Annotated in this window: 18 protein-coding genes; 9 read left to right on the plus strand and 9 right to left on the minus strand. The window is 67.3% G+C overall.

Annotated elements, in window-relative coordinates:
* The gene (locus tag U5798_RS25720; protein ID WP_322083616.1) at positions 1-1,146 is read left to right on the plus strand and encodes an acyltransferase; all 1,146 of its coding nucleotides are present in this window, start codon (positions 1-3) and stop codon (positions 1,144-1,146) included.
* A 36-nt stretch (positions 1,147-1,182) separates the two neighbouring features.
* Positions 1,183-2,448 carry a right-handed parallel beta-helix repeat-containing protein gene (locus U5798_RS25725; protein WP_322083617.1) on the plus strand — a complete coding sequence of 422 codons (1,266 nt, stop codon included), beginning with the start codon at positions 1,183-1,185 and terminating at the stop codon, positions 2,446-2,448.
* A gap of 81 nt (positions 2,449-2,529) precedes the next feature.
* Here U5798_RS25725 and U5798_RS25730 read toward each other — a convergent pair whose 3' ends face one another.
* Both U5798_RS25730 and U5798_RS25735 read right to left on the minus strand, forming a co-directional pair.
* Positions 2,530-4,050 (minus strand): mannose-1-phosphate guanylyltransferase/mannose-6-phosphate isomerase, encoded by a 1,521-nt coding sequence (locus U5798_RS25730; protein WP_124447955.1) that lies wholly within the window; start codon positions 4,048-4,050, stop codon positions 2,530-2,532.
* Entirely contained in the window at positions 4,047-4,709 is a 663-nt protein-coding gene (locus U5798_RS25735; protein ID WP_124447953.1) for a GNAT family N-acetyltransferase, read from the minus strand. Before U5798_RS25735 ends, U5798_RS25730 begins: the two co-directional genes overlap by 4 nt.
* Positions 4,710-4,925: 216 nt before the next feature.
* On the opposite strand from U5798_RS25735, the gene U5798_RS25740 reads away from it, so the two are divergent.
* Positions 4,926-6,149 carry a glycosyltransferase family 4 protein gene (locus tag U5798_RS25740; RefSeq protein WP_260434795.1) on the plus strand — a complete coding sequence of 408 codons (1,224 nt, stop codon included), beginning with the start codon at positions 4,926-4,928 and terminating at the stop codon, positions 6,147-6,149.
* 690 nt (positions 6,150-6,839) lie between these two features.
* Positions 6,840-8,231 (plus strand): sigma-54 dependent transcriptional regulator, encoded by a 1,392-nt coding sequence (locus U5798_RS25745; protein ID WP_185658097.1) that lies wholly within the window; start codon positions 6,840-6,842, stop codon positions 8,229-8,231.
* 60 nt (positions 8,232-8,291) lie between these two features.
* Here U5798_RS25745 and U5798_RS25750 read toward each other — a convergent pair whose 3' ends face one another.
* The 6 genes from U5798_RS25750 to U5798_RS25775 form a co-directional block, all read right to left on the minus strand.
* Positions 8,292-10,778 (minus strand): glycosyl hydrolase 2 galactose-binding domain-containing protein, encoded by a 2,487-nt coding sequence (locus tag U5798_RS25750; RefSeq protein WP_322083618.1) that lies wholly within the window; start codon positions 10,776-10,778, stop codon positions 8,292-8,294.
* On the minus strand, positions 10,775-11,830 hold the full coding sequence (locus tag U5798_RS25755) for a DUF1839 family protein (RefSeq protein WP_124447945.1): 1,056 nt from the start codon (positions 11,828-11,830) through the stop codon (positions 10,775-10,777). The genes U5798_RS25750 and U5798_RS25755 overlap by 4 nt, the downstream gene beginning before the upstream one ends.
* Positions 11,827-12,801, minus strand: a complete 975-nt coding sequence (locus U5798_RS25760) for an amino acid--[acyl-carrier-protein] ligase (RefSeq protein ID WP_322083619.1) — start codon at positions 12,799-12,801, stop codon at positions 11,827-11,829. Before U5798_RS25760 ends, U5798_RS25755 begins: the two co-directional genes overlap by 4 nt.
* Entirely contained in the window at positions 12,798-13,994 is a 1,197-nt protein-coding gene (locus U5798_RS25765; protein ID WP_124447941.1) for an acyl-CoA dehydrogenase family protein, read from the minus strand. The genes U5798_RS25760 and U5798_RS25765 overlap by 4 nt, the downstream gene beginning before the upstream one ends.
* Complete coding sequence (locus tag U5798_RS25770; RefSeq protein WP_124447939.1) at positions 13,991-14,242, minus strand: acyl carrier protein; 252 nt, start codon at positions 14,240-14,242, stop codon at positions 13,991-13,993. The genes U5798_RS25765 and U5798_RS25770 overlap by 4 nt, the downstream gene beginning before the upstream one ends.
* A 180-nt stretch (positions 14,243-14,422) precedes the next feature.
* Positions 14,423-15,205 carry a Crp/Fnr family transcriptional regulator gene (locus U5798_RS25775; protein ID WP_322083620.1) on the minus strand — a complete coding sequence of 261 codons (783 nt, stop codon included), beginning with the start codon at positions 15,203-15,205 and terminating at the stop codon, positions 14,423-14,425.
* Between the two features lie 919 nt (positions 15,206-16,124).
* Between U5798_RS25775 and U5798_RS25780 the strand changes: the two genes are divergently transcribed.
* The 5 genes from U5798_RS25780 (at position 16,125) to polX (ending at position 22,269) form a co-directional block, all read left to right on the plus strand.
* A complete protein-coding gene (locus U5798_RS25780; protein WP_124447937.1) occupies positions 16,125-16,907 on the plus strand; it encodes a Crp/Fnr family transcriptional regulator in 783 nt (260 codons plus the stop codon).
* Between the two features lie 11 nt (positions 16,908-16,918).
* The gene (locus tag U5798_RS25785) at positions 16,919-18,325 is read left to right on the plus strand and encodes an undecaprenyl-phosphate glucose phosphotransferase (protein ID WP_322083621.1); all 1,407 of its coding nucleotides are present in this window, start codon (positions 16,919-16,921) and stop codon (positions 18,323-18,325) included.
* A gap of 237 nt (positions 18,326-18,562) precedes the next feature.
* Positions 18,563-19,651, plus strand: coding sequence for a glycosyltransferase family 1 protein (locus U5798_RS25790; protein WP_322083622.1), 1,089 nt, complete (start codon positions 18,563-18,565; stop codon positions 19,649-19,651).
* Between the two features lie 301 nt (positions 19,652-19,952).
* Positions 19,953-20,345 carry a TraR/DksA family transcriptional regulator gene (locus tag U5798_RS25795; RefSeq protein WP_124447931.1) on the plus strand — a complete coding sequence of 131 codons (393 nt, stop codon included), beginning with the start codon at positions 19,953-19,955 and terminating at the stop codon, positions 20,343-20,345.
* A 157-nt stretch (positions 20,346-20,502) separates the two neighbouring features.
* Positions 20,503-22,269: a DNA polymerase/3'-5' exonuclease PolX gene (gene polX, locus U5798_RS25800; RefSeq protein WP_322083623.1), complete on the plus strand. Its 1,767-nt coding sequence runs from the start codon at positions 20,503-20,505 to the stop codon at positions 22,267-22,269.
* Positions 22,270-22,324: 55 nt separating this feature from the next.
* On the opposite strand, the gene ald is transcribed toward polX, so the two are convergent.
* Positions 22,325-23,440, minus strand: a complete 1,116-nt coding sequence (gene ald / locus U5798_RS25805; RefSeq protein ID WP_124447927.1) for an alanine dehydrogenase — start codon at positions 23,438-23,440, stop codon at positions 22,325-22,327.
* Positions 23,441-23,565 lie beyond the last annotated feature (125 nt).

The raw sequence follows: 23,565 nt of genomic DNA on the forward strand, positions 1-23,565 counted from the left end.
ATGTCAAACGCGATGAGTTCCGAGCGGTTTCAGCATATCGACGCCATGCGTGCCGTTGCGGTGATACTGGTCATATGGACGCACTATGCAGAACGGTTCGTCCCTCTTGCCGGTTCACAGCAGGTGCTGGACACGCTGCAGCGCTCCGTGAATTTCGGAAGAATCGGGGTGGTCATTTTCTTCGCGATCAGCGGCATGCTGATTCCAACCAGCCTGCACGGCGAGATCGGCGCGGGCACGAAGCGGTTCCTCGTTCGTCGATTTCTTCGACTGTATCCGGCCTATTGGCTGGCGCTGCCCGCAGGGTATTTTGTTCATTGGTATTTGTTCGATAAAACGATGGACCTGCGTGGCATTCTGGCAAATGTGACCATGATCCCGGTTGCCTTTGGGGAAAGCCTGATCCTGCCGCATGGCTGGACGCTGGAAACGGAGTTGTATTTTTACGGGTTGTGCCTGATTTTGTTCTGGTGCGGGGCGCTTCACCGGATGCTCCACCTGTGCCTGGTCACTGTCGGGTTATGCGGATTGTTCGTGTTGACGCTCAAATTGCACCTGTTCCCGGCTGATCTTCTCAGTCAGTACAAGACCATGCCATATCATCTTGGCATCATGTTCTGGGGCGCATGCTTTCGCCAGGCGTACGACAACCCCACGCGACTGCTGCATGTCGGACTGGCCAGAGGCGGTGCGCTGTCTCGGCTCTCCGTCACTTACCGGGCGGCGGTCGCTTATGCAACGGTACCGGTCGTCGGCGTTGCGCTGGCGGGGGCCATCGATGATTGGCGGCATCACAACACGTTTCACCTTCCGATTTCGCTTGCCTACATGATCGGCATCGCGACGTTCGCGATGCTCGCGACCGTGCTGAAGCTTCGCATCCGCCTGCTGTCATGGATCGGCAAGATCAGTTACTCGGTGTACCTGTTGCACAGTCTTCCGCTGTTTGCGGCGTACTGGCTGTGTCAGCGTTTCCACATCGCCGGATGGCCGCTCGGTCTGTACATGTTCGTACCGATGGTGCCTTTGATCCCGTTGTCGTGGGCCGGCTACCGGCTGTGTGAAGCACCGTTCGTGAAGCTTGCGCGTACGCTCACGTCGCGTCGGGGGCGTGGTGTGCTCGCGTCCGGCGATGCGACCGGCTGATGCGTGCGCCGGGTTCCTCCCTGGAAATGATTCGATATGCGCAGATCGCAGTGCCTGTCTCGCGTATGCGCCGGTATCGCCGGCATGACGATGGCTGGCTGCCTGGCGTGGCCGGGGTTCGCCGCGGCAGTATCCGGCACTTCCGGAACGAGTGCGATTCACGTGGATCTACCGGCTGCGTACGTTCATCCCGACCCCGATGCAGCCGATCAGGCGGACGAACTGCAGCGGGCGCTGGACGTGCTGCAGCCGGGCCAGCGGCTGGTGTTCATGCCGGGACGGTATGTCGTCGGCCGTTCGCTGGTCGTGCGGCAGCGGCATGTCGTGTTGTCGGGTGTCGGCGCGACGCTGATTGCGACCGTTCCCGGCAATCAGACGATCGAGATGCGGGGCGACGGGTCGACGCTCGCCGGGTTTCATCTCACGGGAACCGGCACGACGCGTCTCGACACGCCGAAATCGACCAAGGTCGAGGTGACGGGGCGTGACGTGCAGGTGCTCGACAACGTCATCGACGGCGGCGCCAGCGCGGGTATATTCGTGTTCGGCGGAGCGGACGTCGCGATCGTCGGCAACCGGGTACTGTCGACACTCGCCGACGGCATTCACATCACGCACGGCGCGCGCAATGTACTGGTTCAGGGCAATGTCGTCCGCGGGTCCGGCGACGACATGATTGCCGTGGTGAGCTACCTGGCCGACGGGGCGTTGACCCGCAACGTGCTGATTACCGGTAACGTGCTCGAAGGCAATACGTGGGGGCGCGGAATCACGGTGGTCGGCGGCGCGGAGGTGACGATCTCGAACAACACCGTGCGTGACGTGCAGGTGAGTGCGGGGATCCTTGTCGCGCAGGAAGACAGCTACCGGACCTACGGCGTGTCCGACGTCCGGGTCGAGCACAACGTGGTATCGGCCATCCAGACCGCGGCCGGCCGGACCGACCCGCGTCCGCTCACTCAGCAGGCCGCGATCGAGGTCAGCACGTGGTCGGGCTCGGTGACGCGCGTGGCCGTGATCGGCAACCGTGTGTCGCACGCGCGGTTCGACGGCATTCGCTTGTGGGGAAACGTGTCGGGCGTCCAGCTCGTGGACAATTCCTTGTCGGAGGTCCACGGCATGACGGTGCGAGTCGGCCCCCGGCAGGATTGCGCCGCCGTCGACGCGAAAGCCGGGCCGTGCGCGGCCGTGCTCCAATCGCGGTCAGTCGCACCGGACGTGGTGGGTGCGGGTGTCTCGTCGTTGCCGCAGGTACGCGAATTCGTCAGGCAGTCCGGCCGGTCGCGGCGCGATATCGACTGAAGGCGAGACGCGCCGGTCGTTCGATATCGCCATCGCGGTGTTCGCGCGCACGGCGGGCCGGGCGCACGGTATCCCGCACCGCTATGCCTGCTGCAAAGGCAGTGCCTCGACCTCGCGCCCGTACTGATCGTCGAAGCGCACGATATCGTCCTCGCCGAGATAGTTGCCCGATTGCACTTCGATGATCTCCAGCGGAATCCGGCCGGGATTCTCGAGACGATGGACTTCGCCGACCGCGATATACGTCGACTCGTTCTCGCTGAGCAGGAAGGTTTCGTTGCCGCGCGTCACCTTCGCGGTGCCGCGCACGACGATCCAGTGCTCGGCCCGGTGATAGTGCATCTGCAGCGACAGCCGCTTGCCCGGCTCGACGACGATCCGCTTCACCTGGAACCGCTCGCCGAGATCGATCGAATCGTAATGGCCCCACGGACGCTGCACCTTGCGGTGCTCGCTCGCCTGCGGTCGCCGGTCGCTTTTCAGGCGCGCGACGATGTTCTTCACGCGCTGCACGTCGTGCTTGTTCGCGACGAGCACCGCGTCGGGCGTCTCGATCACGACGACATCCTTCATCCCGACGCACGCGATGAGGCGGCCTTCCGAACGCACCAGGCTGTCCTGCGTGTCCTCGAACACGATCGGGCCGCGCGCGACGTTGCCGTGATCGTCCTTCGGCATGATTTCCCAGATCGCATCCCACGTGCCGACGTCCGACCAGCCGGCCGACAGCGGCACCACGATGCCTTCGATGCCGAGATCGCTGCTGTCGGCGAGGCGCTCCATGACCGCGTAGTCGATCGAGTCGGAAGGGCAGGCGTCGAAGGCCGCCGCATCGATCCGGAAGAACGGGTCCTCGGCAACGCCCGCGCGCCATGCCGACTCGCAGGCCGCATGAATCTCGGGCGCCAGTGCGCGAATCGCCTTGAGCCAGACCGATGCGCGCGTGACGAAAATGCCGCTGTTCCACCAGTAATCGCCCGACTGCAGGTAGCGCTCGGCGAGCGCGGCGTCGGGCTTCTCGACGAAGCGTCCGATCGAATAGCCGCCTTGTCCGCCGTGGCGGCTCGTACGCGGCTCGCCGACCCGGATATAGCCGTAGCCCGTTTCCGCGCGGCGCGGCAGCACGCCGAGCGTGACGATCGCGCCTTCCTGCGCGTAACGTGCCGCGCGGGCGATCGCGTCCTGGAACGCGCCGACGTCGGCGATCACGTGGTCGGCCGGCATTACCGCGAGCACGGGGTCGTCCTCGAGCACGCTGGCATCGAGCGCGGCGAGCGTGAGCGCCGGTGCGGTGTTGCGCGCGGCCGGTTCGAGCAGGATGCGCGCGGGCGCCGCGCGGTCGACCACTTGCGCGGCGCTCATGAAGCGATGCTGTTCGCCGCAAACCAGCAACAGCGTGTCGCCCAGCGCGGCGTTCGCGATGCCGTTCAGGCGCCGCGCGGTCGCGGACAGCGGCGATTCGTTCGACGTCAGCTCGATCAGCTGCTTCGGATACTGTTCGCGCGACAGCGGCCAGAGACGCGTGCCGGAACCGCCGGCGAGGATGACCGGCAGGATGCGCGGCAGGTCGGGTTCGGGAACCGGGCGTAGGGTGCGGGTCATCGGTTGGCTCCGGTATCGGCGGGCAGCCGGTTGTGTACGCGTGCGTCGGCGCGTGCGTCTTCATTTCGCGAGCGGGCCGTCGAAACGGTCCGGGACAGCAGCTGGCGCAGCGCGCCGGCGGCGCGGTCGGCCGGCCGGATCATGCCGACGAACGGCGCGCCCTGCTCGAGATACGGTCCGTATGCCTTGCGGAATCCGAAACGTTTGTAGAACGCCTGGCGCGGCTCGGGGACGTGCATGCGCAGCGCGGCGTCGGGCCATGCGGCCAGCGCGGCGGTCAATGCACGTTCGAGCAGGTGCTCGAGCGTATCGCCGTCGCGGCACGCTTCGCTCGTCAGTACCTTGTCGATCACGACGTCCGGGTCGATGTCGTCGCCGGGCAGGATCCGCGCGTAGGCCGCGACTTCCGCCGTATCGCCGTCGCGCGTGGTTGCATAGACGTGCAATGCGCCTGCGTCCTTGCCGTCGATGTCGAGATGGGTATGCGCATCCTCGACGACCAGCACGGCGTTGCGCGCGCGCAGGATTGCATAGAGATCGACGGCGCTCAGATGTTCGAATTCACAACAATGCCATTCCATGATGCGGTCCTCGTGTGAAACCTTCAGCACGCCATGCCGCACGGACGCATTCGTCCTGTGCGGTGCGGCGATGATCATGATGCGGATGCCGTGCGCGCCGGTCTGTTCGAAAGCGCACTCACGCTCCGGTTTGTGGGCCTGCGCGCGGTGCGACGGTCGCGGTGCACCGACAACGGCGCAATGTGCGGTAGCACACAACGGCCGCGCCGGTGCTTCCCGATAATTGGCACCGCATGGTGGCCGCGTTGCGCGGCTCACTCATATCGAACGTCAATGAAGAATCGGGAGCGGTACTTGAAGATTGCGATCGTTCACGACTGGCTGGTCGTGCCTGGCGGCGCCGAGCGCGTGCTGGCCCACATGATCGACTGCTTTCCGCAGGCCGATGTCTACAGCCTCGTCGATTTCCTCGAGGATCGTGACTGCCTGCGCGGCCGGGCGGTGCGCACGTCCTTCATCCAGAAGCTGCCGTTCGCGCGCACGCGCTACCGCAGCTACCTGCCGTTGTTTCCGCTTGCGATCGAACAGTTCGACCTGTCGGCATACGATGTCGTGCTGTCGAGCTCGTATGCGGTCGCGAAGGGCGTGCTGAGCGGCCCGGACCAGTTCCACGCCAGCTACGTGCATTCGCCGGTGCGCTATGCCTGGGACCTGCAGCACCAGTACCTGAACGAAGCCGGGCTCGCACGCGGGCCGAAATCGGCGATCGCGCGGGCGCTGCTGCATTACATCCGCAACTGGGATGCGCGCTCGGCGAACGGCGTCGATCGTGTGGCCGCGAATTCGAACTTCATCGCACGCCGGATCCGCAAGACTTACCGGCGCGATGCGACAGTGATCTATCCGCCGGTCGATGTCGACCACCTGTCGCTGCGCCCGGACAAGGAAGCGTTCTACCTGACTGCATCGCGGCTCGTGCCGTACAAGCGGATCGACCTGATCGTCGACGCGTTCTCGCGTACGCCCGAACGCCGCCTCGTCGTGATCGGGGACGGACCGGAGATGGCGAAGATCCGCGCGCTGGCCGGGCCGAACGTCACACTGCTCGGCTACCAGCCGTTCGACGTGCTGCACGACCACCTGCAGCGTGCGCGCGCATTCGTGTTCGCGGCGGAAGAGGATTTCGGCATTTCGCCGGTCGAAGCACAGGCGTGCGGCACGCCCGTGATCGCGTACGGGAAGGGCGGCGTGCGCGAATCGGTGCGCGCATGGCCGGCCGCCGGTGCAACGGGCCTGTTCTACCGCGCGCAGACGGTCGACGCGCTGCTCGACGCGCTGGCCCGTTTCGAAGCGCTGCCGCGCGGGTCGATCGATCCGCACGCGTGTCGCGCGAACGCCGAACGCTTTGGTTCGGCGCGCTTTCGGGACGAGTTCACCCGCTTCGTGATGGACGGCTATGCCGCGTTGCAGGAGGAGATGGCCGGTCCCGCCGGCTTTACACCGGACGACGAGGCGCCGGCCGCAGACGGCATGCGCGATCGGCCGGTCCGGCAGGGCCGGGCGGCGCTGCGAACCTGACCGGTATTCGCGCCGGTTGATTACGGCGTGTAACGGTCGGGCGGCCGGCATGCCGTCCCAAGACGGTGCAGCCGGCCGGCGGCGCGCCCGATTATGCGGCGCGCGGCATGCGGTGCCGGTCTTTTTCCCGGATTTCGGTGAAAATTGCACGCAATCGATCGTGGTTATCTTGCGGAAAAGTAGTATTTGCCACTGATTGACGGGAATGCTCGGTGATAATCAAATCTCAGTGGCCAAACATGTGTCGCGCGCACCGACGGGCTGCGTAACCGGTTGATTCAGGATTATCTTTTGGTAACAAGACCATCTCGAAACGGGGTGTAAATTCAAGAACGGATGAAATGCGGCGGTCAATCTGCGAGCAGGTTGACCGCCGTTCGGTTCGGCATCGGGCGCGACTGTCGTGTACGACGCGACGCACATGCGGACGGATGTTCCGTTTGCCGACGTGCCCCGCCTGACGGCGGGTCGCTTCAAAGCCGGAATGTCGTGGCTCCCGCAGCCGCGCGTTCCGTTCGAGTTCGATGACAACGAGGCCGGATGACATCCGGCTCGACCTCCGGGGGTTCTCGCCGTGTGCAGATTCGATCTTCGCCAAGGCTGCGGCAACGCAGCGCGGAAAGGCGGCCATGCGCCACCGGCCGCAGCGCACGCGAACGGGGCGCGGAGTGGAGAAAGTGATGGTTCGTTATGAATATGCCAATAACGCGCGATAAGAGCGCCGGCGCGGAGAGCGGTAACGGGCAGCGTCCGCTGATTTACTGGACGCAGTCGCCGTCCGTGATGCTGCGAAAGGAACTGTCGCGCCGCGACTGGAAAGTGTCGGTCGTCGCGCATGCGAACGAGTTGCGCGACACGTCCGGCGAAATCACCTGCGGCATTCTCGATCTCAGCGGCGGCCATGCCGATGCGATCGGCAGCATCGCGTCGACCTGCGCGTCGATGCGCGACGTCGTGTGGGTCGCGCTCGTCGACGTCGGCCAGACCGCGTCGCCGAACGTGCGTGCGCTGTTGCGCGACTATTGCTTCGACTACGTCACGTTGCCCGCGTCGCATCAGCGGATCGCCGATACGGTCGGCCATGCGTATGGCATGGAATGCCTGTTCGCACGCGACCGCGAACAGCTCGAATCGGAGGAGAAGGGCATCGTCGGCACGTGCAGCGCGATGCTGCGGCTGTTCGATACGGTGCGGCGGTTCGCGCGCACCGACGCACCGGTATTCGTGTTCGGCGAAACGGGCACCGGCAAGGAACTGACGGCCGTCGCGATCCATCGCCATTCGGAGCGGCGCAGCGGCCCGTTCGTCGCGGTCAACTGCGGCGCGATTCCGCCGCACCTGCTGCAATCCGAGTTGTTCGGCTACGAGCGCGGCGCGTTTACCGGCGCGAACGCGCGCAAGATCGGCTACGTCGAAGCCGCGAACGGCGGCACGCTGCTGCTCGACGAAATCGGCGACCTGCCGCACGAGAGCCAGGCGAGCCTGCTGCGGTTTCTGCAGGAACGCTCGATTCATCGTCTCGGCGGCAGCGATCCGGTGCCCGTCGATGTCCGGATCGTGTCGGCCACGCACGTCGACCTGCGCGACGCGATGGAGGAAGGCCGTTTTCGTGCCGACCTGTTCCACCGTCTGTGCGTGATGCGCATCGACCAGCCGCCGCTGCGGGCACGCGGCAAGGACATCGAACTGCTCGCGCACCACATGCTCGAGCGTTTCCGCGGCGACGCGCGCCATCGCGTGCGCGGGTTCTCGACCGATGCGATTACTGCACTGTACAAGCACGACTGGCCGGGCAATGTCCGCGAGCTGATCAACCGTGTGCGCCGTGCGGTCGTGATGACGGAAGGGCGCCTGATCACCGCGCGCGATCTCGAACTCGAATACTGCCTCGATGCGGCGTCGCCGTCGGTGGCCGACATCCGCAAGTCGATCGAGCGCGAGGCGATCGAAACCGCGTTGCTGCGCACGCGCGGCCGCGTCGCGGCGTCCGCGCGCGAGCTGGGCGTGTCGCGCGCGACGCTGTATCGCTGGATGGAGGCGTACGGCATCGAGCGGCCGCGCGGTACTGGTTCGTCCGACTGAGCGATCTGATCGAGACTGGATGGAACACGCTCGCGGCCTGAAGCGGCCGCGAGCGTCACGTCAATCGGCCTGCGTGGCGCGCACCGCGCGCGCGGCATTCACTGCGCGGATGTCCACCACCGGCGGCACGTTGGCGTCGGTCGCCGGGTTGTTGCCGGAGGCGGTCAACGGAACGAGCGCGACACGCGCCGGCGTGCCGGGCGCGAGGTGGAACCAGTCGTCGCGCGGCACGAAGCCCGGCGCGTCGATCTGCACGTGGCGCGCGACGTGCCGCGTGTCGATGTCGACGTGCCACGTGTTACCGGCGCGCGACACGCACGCCTCGATCCCGAGTTCGCGGCGCGCCAGCACGGCCGGATGCGTGCGGGACGGGAAATGGAACGCCTGCGACAACAGCGTGCCGTCGTCGGCGCGCAATGTCGCGACGACGGTGTCGTGTTCGCAGGGCCCGAAGCGGTACGCATAGGTCCAGTCGAAGAAGCGGCCGAGCAGGTCGCCCGATCCGATCCGTATCGCGTCGTGCGCGGCGATCCGCACCGGGCAACCGGCCCGCGCGACCGGCGTGCGGCCGTCGCGCAGCGCGACCAGCTCGACCGCCGCCGACAGCGGCACCGGGCGTTCGTTGACCACGTGCACGTCGAGCCCGTTCAGGCCTTCGTCGACGAGCAGCACCTGGACCGGCTGCAGCACCTGGCGCAGCGCGTACCACGCCGATTTCGGCCGGTGCGCGGCGTCGATCATCCCCCATCCGGCACCGGGCATCACGTCCTGGAACTGCCATACGAGCGCACCGGCGCAGCGCGAGCCGCTGCGACGCCATTCGGAGAACGTCTCGCGCATCAGGTCCGCGATCGCCGCACGCGACAGCTCGAAGTAGCGGGCCGGATCCTCGCGCCGCAGCCGGTCGGGCGCGACGTCGTACAGCGTCTGCAGATAGTGGTCGCGGATATCCTCGAAATCCCACGACGTGCCGGGGTCGCGCGGCACGGCGGCTTTCCAGCGCGGCTCATGCACGCCGGGCCAGCCGAGCGCCGCGAGCGTCGCATCGCACGGCAGGTTCGCGAATGCGAGGCATTCGCTCGCGAATCGCACATCCGCGCGCCGCGCGTCGTCGAGCGGACGCAGGTACGCGCCGACGCCGTAGTAGTGCGACACGCGTTCGCGCGGCGTGAACGGCAGCACGCCGCCGTCGGGCGAATCGGGTACGTACGGCACGTCGGGGCGGCGCGCGGCCGCATGGCCGGCCAGCCGCTCGGCCGTCAGTTCGAGGAAGCGCTGCTTCGGCCCGAGCCCCGACATCGCGGCCTGTTGCGCGATCTCGCTCCCGCCGCACAGCACTGCAAGCGAAGGCGAGGCGCCGAGGCGTGCAAGCAACTGATCGGCTTCGCGATCGATGTCGTCGGCGAACGCGGGATCGTCGAGCGCGTAGTCGAAGTTCGCGAACATGAAGTCCTGCCAGACCAGCAGTCCGAGCCGGTCGCACCACGCGTGGAACGCGTCGGACTCGTAGGTCATCGTGCCGCCGACGCGGACCATGTTGAAGCCGGCGTCGCGTGCGAGCCCGAGCAGGCGGCCGTAGGTCGTGTCGTCCGCGTGCAGCGCGAGTGGGTCGGCGCTGCTCCAGCAGGCGCCGCGCGCGAACACCGGTACGCCGTTGATGCGCAATCCGAAACCCTTGCCGTCGGCACCGCCGTCGACCTCGATCGTGCGGAAGCCGGTCGAGCCGAGCGGCCGCCGTTCGTCGCCGATATGCAGCGTGATCTCGTAGAGCGCGGGCTCGCCGTGCGTATGCGGCCACCAGCGGCGCACGTTGGGGACCGCGACGCTCGCGCGCAGCCGGTCGGCGCCGGCGCGTTCGAGCGTCGCTTGATGTTCTCCGCATGAAAGCCGCGCGGCGAGGTTCGCGGGCAGCGGCGCGGCGAACGTCAGTTCCGCGTCGAGCCAGCCCGTGTCGCCTTCGACGCGCGCCTGCAGGCGGGATTCGGCCAGGACGGGGCCGTCGGCCGGATCGAGCACGTCGACCGGCCGCCACGGGCCGGCCGGGACGTAAGGCGGGAACCAGCCCGGCATGTGTCCGAACAGCGACGAGCGGACCGTGCGCAGCGCGGCCGGCTCGGCGAGCCGCGTACGCCAGCGCGCCCGCCGCGGCGCGCGCGCGTCGTGCAGGTGCGGCGCGAGCGCACGGAAGCAGAGCGTCAACCGGTGCGTGCCGTCGAGCGAGACGGGCACGTCGTGCGCGACGAACATGCTGTCGGAGCGGAGGATCGGCGTGTCGTCGAGCCAGGCTTGCGCGAGCGTCGCGAGGCCGTGGAAGCGCAGCACGCGCGGCCCGTGCCCGCGCAGTGCGATCCGGTACCAGTGGTCGCGCTCGTCGAGCGACGGCGCGTCGCCGAGCCGGCCGGCCAGCGCGAGCGCCTGCGCAACCGTGCCGGGCACGGGCGCCGCGATCCAGCCGCCGTCATCGGCCGGAAGGTCGCGCGGTTCACGTACGGCGCCTGCGGCCGTCGCGAGCATCGACCACGCGGGCAGGGCACGCGCGCGCGTCACCGCATGGCCGGCACGGGCGCCGCGTCGCTGCGCGCCGGCGCGACATGCCGCAGCGGCGAGCCGATCTGCCGCGCGCAGGCGACGAGGTCGGCATACGCGGCCTCGATCGCCTCGAGCGTCGAGTCGCCGCGTTCTTCCTTGCCGCGCGCACAGGCACGCGCGAGCCGGAATTCCAGCACCATCGCTTCGGACGCGATGCGATCGCACGCGGCGCGGATCTCGGCGAACGGCCCGACGCAGCCGCTGGCCTGCAGCCAGCGCGCGTAATGGCCGAACAATTCGAAATTCGCGCCGAGCTGCCGCACCGAATTGAACGAGTACGCATGGAAGTGCTCGAGCGGCGCATCGGCGAGGGTGCGCGCGTCGATCTGCAACTGCCGCCGGAAGGCGGCGATCGGATTGACGACCGGCAGGCGCCGCAGGTGACGCTGCAGCGCGGCGAGCGACGCGTCGCAAAGTGCGCGCTCGTCGAGCGGCGTAAACCGCCGCTTCGCGCATTCGACGTACGGCGGCAGCGTCATCGGCGAACTGCCGCCGACGAGCCCGTTGTAGTCGAAATCCTCGGCCACGTAGTAGCCGCTGTTGTGGAAATAGCCGATCTGGTGCTTCACGCGGTCGATGGCGTCGATGCCGATCGTCGTCTTCGTGTGTTGCGTGCGGTAGCTGCTGCCGCGCGTGTCGGGCAGGAACCACGCGTCGACCTCGACGATCATCAGGTGGCCGCGCGCGACCTGCGTCTCGATGTGCCGGTCGAGCGGCTCGTAGATCGAGTGTTCCTGCACGACGATCCCGTAGAGCCGCTCCAGTTCGTCGTGCGGAAACTTGAAGAAGGTGAACTGGTCGCCCTCGAAATCGAGTGCGATCGTAAACGGCAGCGCCGCGTACGGATTCAGGCCCCACCAGCGGAGCACCTCGAGCCACATGTCGACGTAGCAGTTGGTCTGCTTCCAGACCATCTCCTGACTGTGCAGCGGGTGCGGCCGGTAGTGGCGTGCGCGGTGGCGCACCTCCTCGAACGACGCGTCTTCACCGTCGCGAGAGACGAATCTCATCGCGTGCCCCACAGTACGTCGCGCACGGCTTGCGGCCACGCATCGATGTCGAAGCCGTGATGGCGGAACAGCGCGAGCGTGAGCCGTTCGAGGCCGAAGCCGACGCAGCCCGTGTGCGCGACGTCGTCCGTCGCGGTGCGGATGTTCCACAGCAGGCCGAAATGGTCCATGTGGTAGTTGAAGCTCAGGCATGCGGTCTGGCGGCCGTCGTGCTCGATCGGGATCAGCAGCTCGAACTTCAGGTTCTGCTCGCGCTGGCTGTTCGCGACGATCTTGCCGCCGCGCCCGAAGAACGGATCGTTCGCGAGATCGATCGCATTCGGCAGGTGCAACGCCTCGATCATCCGCGTGCCGCGCTCGATCCACGTTTCGCGGAACGCGACGATCTGTTCGGGCGTGCCGATCCGCACGTACTCGCGCATCCTGAACAGCTGCATGCGGGTCGGGTCGAGCGACGGCTCGTGACGGAAGCAGTACGAGAACACGTCGACGATCCGGCCGTCGGCGGGCAGCGCGCCCGCGCGTGCGACGACCGGATAGACGGGGTAGCACGCGGCCGGCGTCATCACCACGTAGGTCGGCTTCTGGCTTTCGGTCCAGTCGTCGCCGCGATCGAGGCATTGCAGCACGCGCTGGTGCTGGCGTTCGTCGCCGCAGAACGCATGCACGCTGCCGGCGAGCTGCGGGAAGCTCTTCATGTATTCGCTGCGCTCGAACTCGGTGCGGCTCATCGCCGGCGGGAAGCGCAGCACTTCGGCCTGCTGGTCGGCGCCGAGCCGCGTGACGAATGCGTCGAGCGCTTCGACCACGCGCTCGAATCGCTCGCTGCGGCCGAACAGGCCCTGGATGCCGGTCGAGACCAGCAGGCCCGCGTCGATCAGTTCGTCGCGCAGCGGGTTGACGCCTGCGCGGTCGAGCGGCGCGTCGGCGGAAGGGGAGGCGGCGGAGGGCACGGCGAGGCGGTCGTTCACGAATGTTTCTCCAGCGTGGCAGGACGCAGCGCGAGCAGCAGGCTCGCAGTATTGGCGGCAATGCGGTCGTTGCTGATCATCAGCGGCGCCGCGAGCAGGTCGCGCAGGTGGCGGCCGATGCTGAACGGCGTGCCTTGCTTGTAGCCGGCCATCCCGCAGATCATCATCGCCTGGTGCGCGACTTCGAGCGCGGTCGTCGACACGTAGGTCTTCAGCGTGTTGATTTCGGCGGCCCGGGCCATGCCGGCCGACCACGAGCTCGACGACGCGTTCGCATGGAGGCGCAGCACGGCGTCGACACGGGCCTGCATCGCCTGCATCAGCGCGAGCGATTCGGCGATGCGTCGCGCCGCGGGCGACGGTGCGCCGTCGGTCTGGCGTGCCTGTGCGCGGAAAAACTGGTGCGCGCGATGAAACGCGTCGCCGGCCACGCCGATCCATACCGCGGCCCACAGGATGTGCGAGACCGGCACCATCGTTTCTTCGGCGATCTTCGCGAACGGCACCGGCAGGCACTGGACGGCGGCGCCTTGCGCATCGAGCACGAAGCCGTTGCTGCAGGTGCCGCGCATCCCGAGCGTGTCCCATTCGCCGCGACGCGTGAGCGTGTAGCCGTCGCGCAGCAGCGTGACGAGCACCTGCTCGGAAGCCGGTGCGTCGGCGTCGCGCCGCGCGGTCGCGAGGATGCCGTCCGCGTAGTCGCCGTACGAGATCGTCGGCGCGGATTTGCGCAGCCGGAACCCGCCGCCGTCGGTTTCGAGCGCGCACTGGCTCGCGCGCAGGTTGCCGCCGACGCCGTCTTCCGACGTGGCCGACGCGAGCAGCCACTGGTGGCGCACGAGCTGCTGCAGGAACAGCTTGTGCCAGCCCTGGTCGGCGGCATGGTCGACGATGCAGGCGACCTGGATCTGGTGCATCGCGAACACCATGGCCGACGACGCGCAGGCCTGGCCGAGGATCGAGCAGGCCGACGCGATGTCTTCCAGCGACGCGCCCGCGCCGCCGAGATGCGTCGGCACCATCGCGCCGAGCAGCCGGCGCGCGCGCATCGCCTCGATCGCCTCGACGGGGCAGCGCGCGTCGCGATCGACCGCATCCGCATGCTGAGCGGCGATCTGTGCGACGGCGAGCGCGGCCTCGTCGAGCCGATGCGATTCGCTGTCGGCCGCGAGTTCGGGAAGCAGCGCGCTCATGCGGAGTGCTCGGTGCGTTGCAGTGTGGCGATCGTGGCCGCGAGTGCGTCGATGCTGCGGAACAGGTTGCGGTTCAGCATCTCGTCGGGAATCTCGATGTCGAACTGCTTCTCGATCGCGAGCATCAGCTGGATCGTGTCGAGCGAGGAGAGGCCCGCTTCGTAGAGGTCGTCCCCGTCACCGATCGAATCGATCGCGGCTTCGAGGTGGGCGACGTGCTTGAGGATGGTTCTGATTTCGTTTTTCACGTGCTGCTCCGGCGTGCGTGGTGTCGTCCGCTCGGGCAGACGCGCGATGTGCGCTGACGTCCCCCCGGCAGTCCGGCATCAGTAGACCATTGGCAGGCACGGCGTTCTGTTCGCCACCCTACAAACCGCTGACCTGGTGTGCTCGCGGCGCCGAGGCACCGCGCCGGGCCGCTCCGTCGATCACGCGCGCGATGCGGCCGGCACGCCGGAATCGGCGGAGAGAATGCGCTTCATTTCATCGCGCACGATCGCGCGGCAGCCGCACGACATCTTTTCGAGGCCGGCAAGGTCGGCGAGCTCGATCGAGCTGCGGTATTGACGGATCAGGCCGAGCTTCTGGATCTCGCCCGCGGCATCCGTGACGGTTTCGCGCCGCACGCCGAGCATCTGCGCGAGCATGCTGTGCGTCACCTGTATCTCGATGCTGCGCGTACGGTCGTACGCCAGCAGGAACCATCTGCATAACTGATGTTTCAGCACGTGATGCCGGCTGCAGAACGTGATCTGCGCCACCTGTGCCATCAGCAGCCGCACGCAGACGAACACGAGATGGCGGATCACCGGCGATGCGTCGAACGCGGCGGAGAATACGCGCCGGTCGAGCCGGTAGACGAAGCCGTCGCGGCAGGCCACCGCTCGGCACGGCATCCGGCCGCTGCCGCCGATCACGTCGTCGCAGACCACGCTCTCGCTGCCGATCTCCGCAACCTCCAGCGTCATGCCGCCGGACGACACGTACTGCAGCGAGATCGCCGTCGTGATGGGCAGGTACACCGCGGTGAGCATCTCGCCGGGTTCGCACAGCACTTGCCCCGATTTCAGGTGGACGAGCTGAAGCTGGGGCGCCAGCGTGGCAAGTTCGTCGCGGTCGATGGCCGCGAGAAACCGGTTGGCATCGAAGCTGTGGGAAAGCTCGATCATGCCGTTCGCGTAGGCGACGGCGTCGTTGGCCTGGAAGGTCACGGCACATCCTCGTAGGGTGGCGGTCGCGCGTCGTCGCGGCGATCCCGGGGAAACGGGAATTAGCACGATCGTGCGGACTTGTGTTCATCGAAAATCGAATGACGATGCGGTAAAAAGGCTAGCACGCGATTGAATCCGATCAGTTTCACATTACGTCATTTCACAAAGTTTGACGATTTTGCTTGAGCGGAAACGTCACGTGAATTTAATGATTCATTCGCGTCGAATTAATCATTCGGAAACGGAATGCTGTCCGGATCGGACATTCAAGGTGGATCGGGAATCAATCGGATGGCGCTGCGCATCGTACGTGAAAATCATCGGGCGAACATTGAACATTATTTGACAAATAAACGGGGCTCGCCTGAATTGCCTTGAGAATCAATGGTGTGGGAGCGATGTGTGCGCTGGGTTACAGAACGGGAAGCGCGTGTGCCGATTCAAATTTGAGACAGTTTCAAACGAGCGTGTGCGGTGCGGCCACGCGGGGAAGTACGGCCCGGGACATCACGGAAACAATTGAAAAACGGCTGTAAGTATTTGAACGATAAGCCTCATGGTTCCGATTCCATTGCCCTGATTCCTTACATCTGAATTGATCAGTCAAATCACGCGCTGTGTCCGTCGCCGGCAGAGTGTCCGGAAATGAGACGTTTCTTATGTGGCGAGGCCGCATATTCGGGCGATCTAAATCAGGCGTGATTCATATATTAAGGATGGACGGGTATTGGCACGTAAATCGCTTATTCGAATTCGCGCGTCGAAACGCGACGTCGACTCGATCCGGCGATAACAAGCCGATGACCAGTCGGAATCAGGGTTGTGGGCCGCAACCACTGTCAACGTCCGGGCGCGCATCGCGATAACGAGTTCCGTGCTTGCGGCTGCACGCGGCGCGGACAATAAAAGGGATACAGACATGCTTCATCTTCACTCGAGCTACACGGCGAACGCCATCCTCGATGCCCTCCCGGAGGACAGCATCCGTACCATCGCACCGCATCTGGAACTGGTCCGGATCAAGGCCGGGATGCTCGACCGGGTCGGTGAGCCGATGCGCCATCTGTATTTTCCGACGACGTCGATGATGTCGGTGCAGCACCTGATGGAAGACGGTGCGATGGTCGAGGTGGCGGTGGTCGGCCGCGAAGGCGTGGTCGGCCTCGGCACGCTGGTCGGCGGCGTCGCGGCATCGAGCCGGGTCGAAGTGCGTATCGGCGGGATGGCGTATCGCGTGCCGAGCTGCGTGATGCGTGCCGAATTCGAGCGATCGCCGCAGACGTACCGGCTGCTGCTCAACTACTGCCAGGCGACGATGGCGCAGATCTCGCGCACCGCGCTGTGCAATCGGCATCACTCGGTCAGCGAGCAGCTGAGCCGCTGGCTGCTGCTCGCGCACGACCGCATCGACGGCGACGAGTTGCCCGTCACGCAACAGACGATCGCGAACATGCTCGGCGTGCGGCGCGAAGGCGTGACGGAGGCGGCCGGCAACCTGCAGGAAGCCGGGCTGATCCGGCAGCGCCGCGGCCGCATCACGGTGCTCGACCGCGACGGTCTCGAACACCACGCGTGTGAATGCTACGACCTGATTCGCGCCGACTATCGCCGCTTGCTCGGGGCGCGCGGCAATACGAGGCAGGCGCCGCTTCGCCCGCGCATGCCGGAGGTGCGTGGCGGATTCCCGGCACATGGTGCATAACGATGCAGTCGATGTCCGGTGGAACGAATACGATGCGGCGCGCCGCGATCGCGGCGGTCGACGTCGTGCTCGTCCTGGCTGGGGCGCTTGCGGCGCAGGCGGCATCCGGCCTGGCGTGGCGCGAGCTGTCCGATGCGCAGCGCGGCGCGATCGCGCTGCTGTGTGTACTGACGGTGGCGCTGCTGCCGCGCTACCTGCGCACCGTGCGCGGCGGCGTGGCGGCGCAGGGCGGCGCGCACGTGCTGACGCAGACGCTGGTGGCGGTCGTCTGCGCGAGCGTGCTGACGGTGGCCGGCACGATGTGGATCATGAATCGCGGCGGCACGGTCACGACACGCTGGATCGTGCGCACGGTGCTGGCCGGCGACGCGGCGTTGCTGCTCGGCCGTGCCGCGCTGCTGGCGTGGGTGCTGACGCGCAACGACCCGCGGGCGCGGCAACGCCGTGTTGCCGTGGTCGGCGCAACGGCGTACGGGCGCGTGGCGGTCGAGCGGATGCAGCTCGCGCCGAACGGCCCGTTCGTGGCGGCGTGCGTCTTCGATGACGACGCGCCGGCCGCCGCAGGCGGCATCGGCGGCGTACCGGTGATCGATGACTGGGCCGCGCTGCGCGACATGATTCGCGGCGGCGGGATCGACGAGGTGTGGCTTACGCTGCCGATGTCGCACGAATGGCGGATCCAGCGCATCGTGCGCGAGTTGCGCGACGAATTCGTCGAACTGAGGCTGTTGCCCGACGTGCGGCAGATGGCGGTCGTCGATCGCTCCGCGACCGACGTGCTCGGCATGCCGGCGATCAATCTCGCGACCACGCCGAGCTCCGCGCCGGAGCTGTGGGCGAAGTTCGCGTTCGACCGGCTGTTTGCGGTCGGCGTGCTGATTCCGTTGCTGCCGCTGCTGTCGATGCTGGCGGTCGCGGTCAAGCTGTCGTCGCCGGGGCCCGTGCTGTTCAGGCAGCGCCGCAAGGGCGTGGACGGCCGCGAGTTCGACATCCTGAAGTTCCGGACGATGCGCGTGCATCGCGCGCAGCCGGGCGTCGTGCGGCAGGCGTCGCGCAACGATGCGCGCATCACGCGCGTCGGCGCGTTCCTGAGGCGCACGTCGCTCGACGAGCTGCCGCAGTTCTTCAACGTGCTGTTCGGTCAGATGTCGGTCGTCGGGCCGCGCCCGCATGCGATCGAACACGACGATCTCTACCGGCAGCTGATCGACTCCTACATGTACCGCTATCGCGTGCGTCCGGGCATCACCGGGTGGGCGCAGGTGAACGGCTATCGCGGCGAGACGCGCAAGGTCGAGGCGATGGCGGCCCGCGTGAAATTCGATCTCTTCTACATGCAGAACTGGAGCTTCTGGTTCGACATGAAGATCATCCTGCTGACGATCGTGCGAGGTTTCATCGGGCGCAACGCTTTCTGAGGATAGCGAAGCGTCGGGAAAGCCGTGCGTTGTGCGGTCGAACGTACCGACCGGAACGACGGCCGCGGACACACTGACGGCACATCAGCATTCCGCGCCGCGGAGTGTCCGGCGGCGCTTCGTCGCGTCGCAGCCATCGGAACAGTCACGATCATGTCAACGTCGATTCGGGAGCGAAGCGCACCGGTACTTCAGGAAGCGCGCGCGGAACGGGGCGTCGGCACAGCCGCGCACACCATGCGGCTGCGCCGCCTCGCAATCAACGGGAAATTCACCGCGCAGCGCATGACGGGCGTCCAGCGCGCGGCATACGAACTGACGGCCGAACTCGCGCGCATCGCGAACGCCGGCGACGAACCGTCGCTCGTCGTGCCGTCCGATCACGATCCGGCGGCGATGCCGGCCGGCGTGCGGTCGCAGACCACCGGGCGCCGGCGCGGCACGCTGTGGGAACAATGGACGCTGCCGCGCACGACACGCGGCCGGACCCTGCTGAGCCTGTGCAACATCGGCCCGCTGGCGAAGCGCGATCAGCTGCTGATGATCCACGATGCGGCGATCTTCGATCTGCCGGCCGGCTATTCGCTCGCGTTCCGTCTGTGGTACCGCTTCGCGTTCTCGATCCTGAAGCGGCGCGCCCGCCATATCGTGACGGTGTCGCATTTTTCGCGGGCGCGGCTCGCCGCGCGGCTCGGCGTGCCGCCGGCACGCCTGTCCGTCGTGCCGGGTGCCGTCGACCATATCGACCGGATCGATGCCGATCGCGGTGTGCTGTCGCGCCTGAATCTCGAGACGGACGGCTACGTGCTGTTCGTCGGGTCGCTCGCGCCCGGCAAGAATCTCGTGCGCGCGCTGGCCGCGATCGCGTTGATGCGGGCATCGCACCCGACGTTGCGCTTCGTGATCGCGGGCGGCGCCAATGCGAAGATCTTCGGTGTGCGTGAGGCCGGCCTGCGCGAGGACGATCCGTACGTCACGTGGGCCGGTTATGTGAGCGACGGCGAGCTGAAGGCGCTGTACGAGCACGCGGGATGCTTCGTTTTTCCATCGTTGTACGAAGGATTTGGCCTGCCGCCGCTCGAGGCGATGCGGTGCGGTTGCCCCGTCATCGTGTCGCACGAGGGCTCGCTGCCGGAAGTCTGCAGCGGGGCGGCGCTGTTCTGCGATGCCTATTCGCCACCGGATATCGCTGCGTCGATCGCTCGCGTGATGGACGATCCCGAACTGCGTGCGCGGCTGCGCACGATGGGCCGCGAGCGTGCGCAGCAGTACAGCTGGCAGCGTTCGGCGCGCGCGTTGCTCGACATCGTCCGTGCCGATGCCTGACGGGCGGTGACGCCGTCCGGCCCGACGGCTCGATCGATACGGTCGCGTCTGCATCGGACGAATCCGGCGTGGTCGCGTTTTCGCGTCCGTCCCCGATTTTTGGGCGCGCGGCATGCAAGCTGATTCGGGTCAACACACGCGTGTTCAATGGGTTTATCCTGCGTCGAATGCGTCCTGCGCTTCGTGCTGCCGGGCGCACCCCCGGACGTGCGGCGCAGGCGGTGACGCCTCCGCGCCGCGCACCGGCGCGACACCGCGCGCCGCACTTTTTCGCGCGGAACCCGGAACAGGAGACACGGCCATGGCGCTCGACCAACAACAATGGCAGACGCTGAAACAGCGGCTGAACGAGAGCGAGCAGGCGCTGCGTGCGGAGATCCGCACGAGCGAGGACCATCGCGCGTCGGAATCCTATGCGGACCTTGCCGGCGCGGCGCCCGACGAGGGCGACGAGGCGAACGCGGATCTGTTCGTCGACGTCGATCATGCGCTGATCGGCATGAAGCTGACCGAACTGCGTGCAATCGGCCGCGCCCAGCAGCGGATGCGCGACGGCAGCTACGGCGAATGCATCGATTGCGACGGCTCGGTGGGCTACGAGCGCCTGCTGGCGCGCCCGAGCGCCGAACGCTGCACGCATTGCCAGTCGATCTACGAGCGGCAATACGCCACGACACCGCGCGCCTCCCTCTGACGTCGCCGCCGCAACGGCGCTGCGCGCGCTGCGCAGCGGGCGTACGATGAAGGTCGTGCGCCCGGCAGCGTCGACATCCTGACATGCGGTGCCGGGCGCGCATACGCCGCCGCGCCGGCGCACGGCGCCATCCACGTGGAAGGGAGCCACGCCGACCATGCCGATCCACAATGCCGAGTGCGCGGCCGTGTTCGCCGAGATCGCCGACATGCTCGAGATCCAGGGCGCCAATCCGTTCCGCGTGCGGGCCTACCGCAACGCCGCACGGACGATTGCCGACTACGGCCGCGATATTCCGACGATGATCGCGCACGGCGACGATCTCGGCAAGATTCCGTCGATCGGGTCCGATCTCGCGTCGAAGCTGCGCGAGATCGCCGCGACCGGCACCTGCGAGCTGCAGCAAACGCTGCGCCATGCGTTGCCGGGCGCGATCGTCGAGTTGCTCGACGTGCCGGGGCTGGGCGCGAAACGCGTGAAGGCGCTGCATGATGCGCTGCACGTCGATTCGCTCGAACAGTTGCGGGCAGAGGCGAAGAACGGGCACGTGCGCGAACTGCCGGGCTTCGGCGCGAAAACCGAAGCCCATCTGCTCGACGCAATCGACGATCGCCTGCACCGCGAACCGCAACGCTTCCTGCTGCCCGATGCCACGCAATCGCTGATGCCGTTGCTCGACCGCCTGCGCGCGGTCGCGGGCGTCGGCCAGGCCGTGCCGGCCGGCAGTTTCCGCCGGCGCCGCGAAACCGTCGGCGATCTCGATATCCTCGTCACCGCACGCGACCCGGCCGCCGTCGCTGCTGCGTTCGTCGGCTGCGGCGACGTGGCGCGCATGCTCGCGCACGGCAAGACGAAGTCGAGCGTCGTGCTCGCGAGCGGGTTGCAGGTCGACCTGCGCGTCGTCGATGCCGATGCGTTCGGCGCGGCACTCGTCTATTTCACGGGATCGAAGGCGCACAACATCGCGCTGCGCAGGATCGCCCAGGCCGGCGGGCTGAAGATCAACGAATACGGCGTGTTTCGCGGGGACGAGCGGATTGCCGGCGACACCGAGGCGTCGGTCTACGCCGCCATCGGGCTGCACGAGGTGCCGCCCGAACTGCGCGAGAATCGCGGCGAGATCGACGCGTCGCGCGCCGGCGCGCTGCCGGCGCTGGTCGAGCGCAAGCATCTCCACGGCGACCTGCATGCGCATACCGACGCGTCGGCCGGCCGCGACAGCCTGCGCGCCATGGCGGAGGCAGCCCGTGCGCGCGGGCTCGCGTACCTGGCCGTGACCGACCGCGCGCCGCACGCCGGCCGCGGTCGCAGCGATTTCGACTGGCTCGCGCGGCAGCTCGACGAGATCGATCGTGTCAATGCGTCTTTCGACGATTTCGTGCTGCTCAAGGGCGTGGAAGCCGGCATTCACGAGGACGGCAGCCTCGACGTGCCCGATGCGATGCTCGGCCGGCTCGATCTCGTGGTCGGCGCGGTATGCGACGGCTTCGACCTGTCGCGCGACGCGCAGACCGATCGCATGCTGCGCGCGATGGACCATCCGCATTTCACGATTCTCGCGCACCCGACCGGCCGCGTGTTCGGCGAGCGCGATGCATGCGAACTCGACGTGCCGCGCGTGATCGCGCAGGCCGCGGCGCGCGGCTGCTTCGTCGAGCTCGATGCCCAGCCGCGGCGGCTCGATCTGCCCGACATCTGGTGCCGGGAGGCCGCGAAGGCCGGCGTGCCGGTCGCGATCGGCTCGGATGCATGCAACGCCGACGAACTCGACAACCTTGCGTACGGCGTCGATCAGGCACGGCGCGGCTGGCTGACGCGGCCCGACGTGCTGAACACGCGTACGCTCGCGCAACTGCGGCCGTTGCTGGCACGGACGATGGGCAAGGGCAGCGGGACGAAGCGGAGCCGGTCGAAGGGCACGTGAACGCATGGCCGGCGGCGCATGCCGCCCGCCATGCGTTCACGTCATGCCGGCACCGTCATGCGAGCACGCCGGCGGCCGGCACATAAGGCAGGCCGAGCGCCTGCGCGACCGCTTCGTACGTGATGTGCCCGTCGCAGACGTTGAGGCCCGCGCGCAGGTGCGGATCGTCGGTCATGGCCTGCTTCCAGCCCTTGTCTGCAAGCGCGAGCGCATGCCCGAGCGTCGCGTTGTTCAGCGCGAAGGTCGACGTGCGCGCGACCGCGCCGGGCATGTTCGCGACGCAGTAGTGCACGACGCCGTCGACGACGAAGGTCGGGTCCGCATGCGTCGTCGCATGCGAGGTCTCGAAGCAGCCGCCCTGGTCGATCGCGACGTCGACGACGACCGCGCCCGTGCGCATCGTCGCGATCATGTCGCGCGTGACGAGCCGCGGCGCCGATGCGCCCGGCACGAGCACCGCACCGATCACGACGTCGGCATCGCGCACGGCTTCGTCGACCGTATGCGCATTCGAACAGACGGTCGCGATCCGGTTGGCGAACACGAGGTCGAGCTGGCGCAACCGGTTCACGTTGTTGTCGAGCACGGTGACGCGCGCGCCGAGGCCGACCGCCATCTGCAGCGCACCGGTGCCCACCACACCCGCGCCGAGCACGACGACGTGCGCGGCCGGCACGCCGGGTACGCCGGCCATCAGCAGGCCGCGGCCGCCGCGCGGACTTTCGAGGTGGGTTGCCGCGACCTGGATCGACATGCGTCCGGCCACTTCGCTCATCGGCGCGAGCAGCGGCAAGCCGCCGCCGGGGCCCGTCACGGTTTCGTACGCGATGCAGACCGCGCCGGATTTCACGAGCGCGGCGGCCTGGCCGGGATCGGGCGCGAGATGCAGATACGTATAGAGGATCTGGCCGCGCCGCAGCATCGCGCATTCGGCCGGCTGCGGCTCCTTGACCTTGACGATCATGTCGGCGCGCGCGAAGACTTCGTCGGCGTCGTCGCCAAGCGATGCGCCGGCGGCGGTGTAGTCGTCGTCGAGCAGGCCGATCGCGGTGCCCGCGCCGCGCTGCACAAGCACGCGATGGCCGTGCCGCACGAGTTCGTGCGCGCTGGCCGGCGTGAGGCCGACGCGATATTCGTGGTTCTTGATCTCCTTCGGCACACCGATCAGCATGAGTCGCCTCCATGGCCTTCGTTATCGTCGTCGTGCGAGCGGCATGCCGACCGCAGTACTGGAATAACAGGGTAGTAGCGCGCCAAGGGAAGTCAAGTGGCAGGCCCGTGCGGTAGTCGCGCGCA

This window comes from Burkholderia sp. BCC1972, from assembly GCF_905339605.1.
Taxonomy (GTDB): Bacteria; Pseudomonadota; Gammaproteobacteria; order Burkholderiales; family Burkholderiaceae; genus Burkholderia.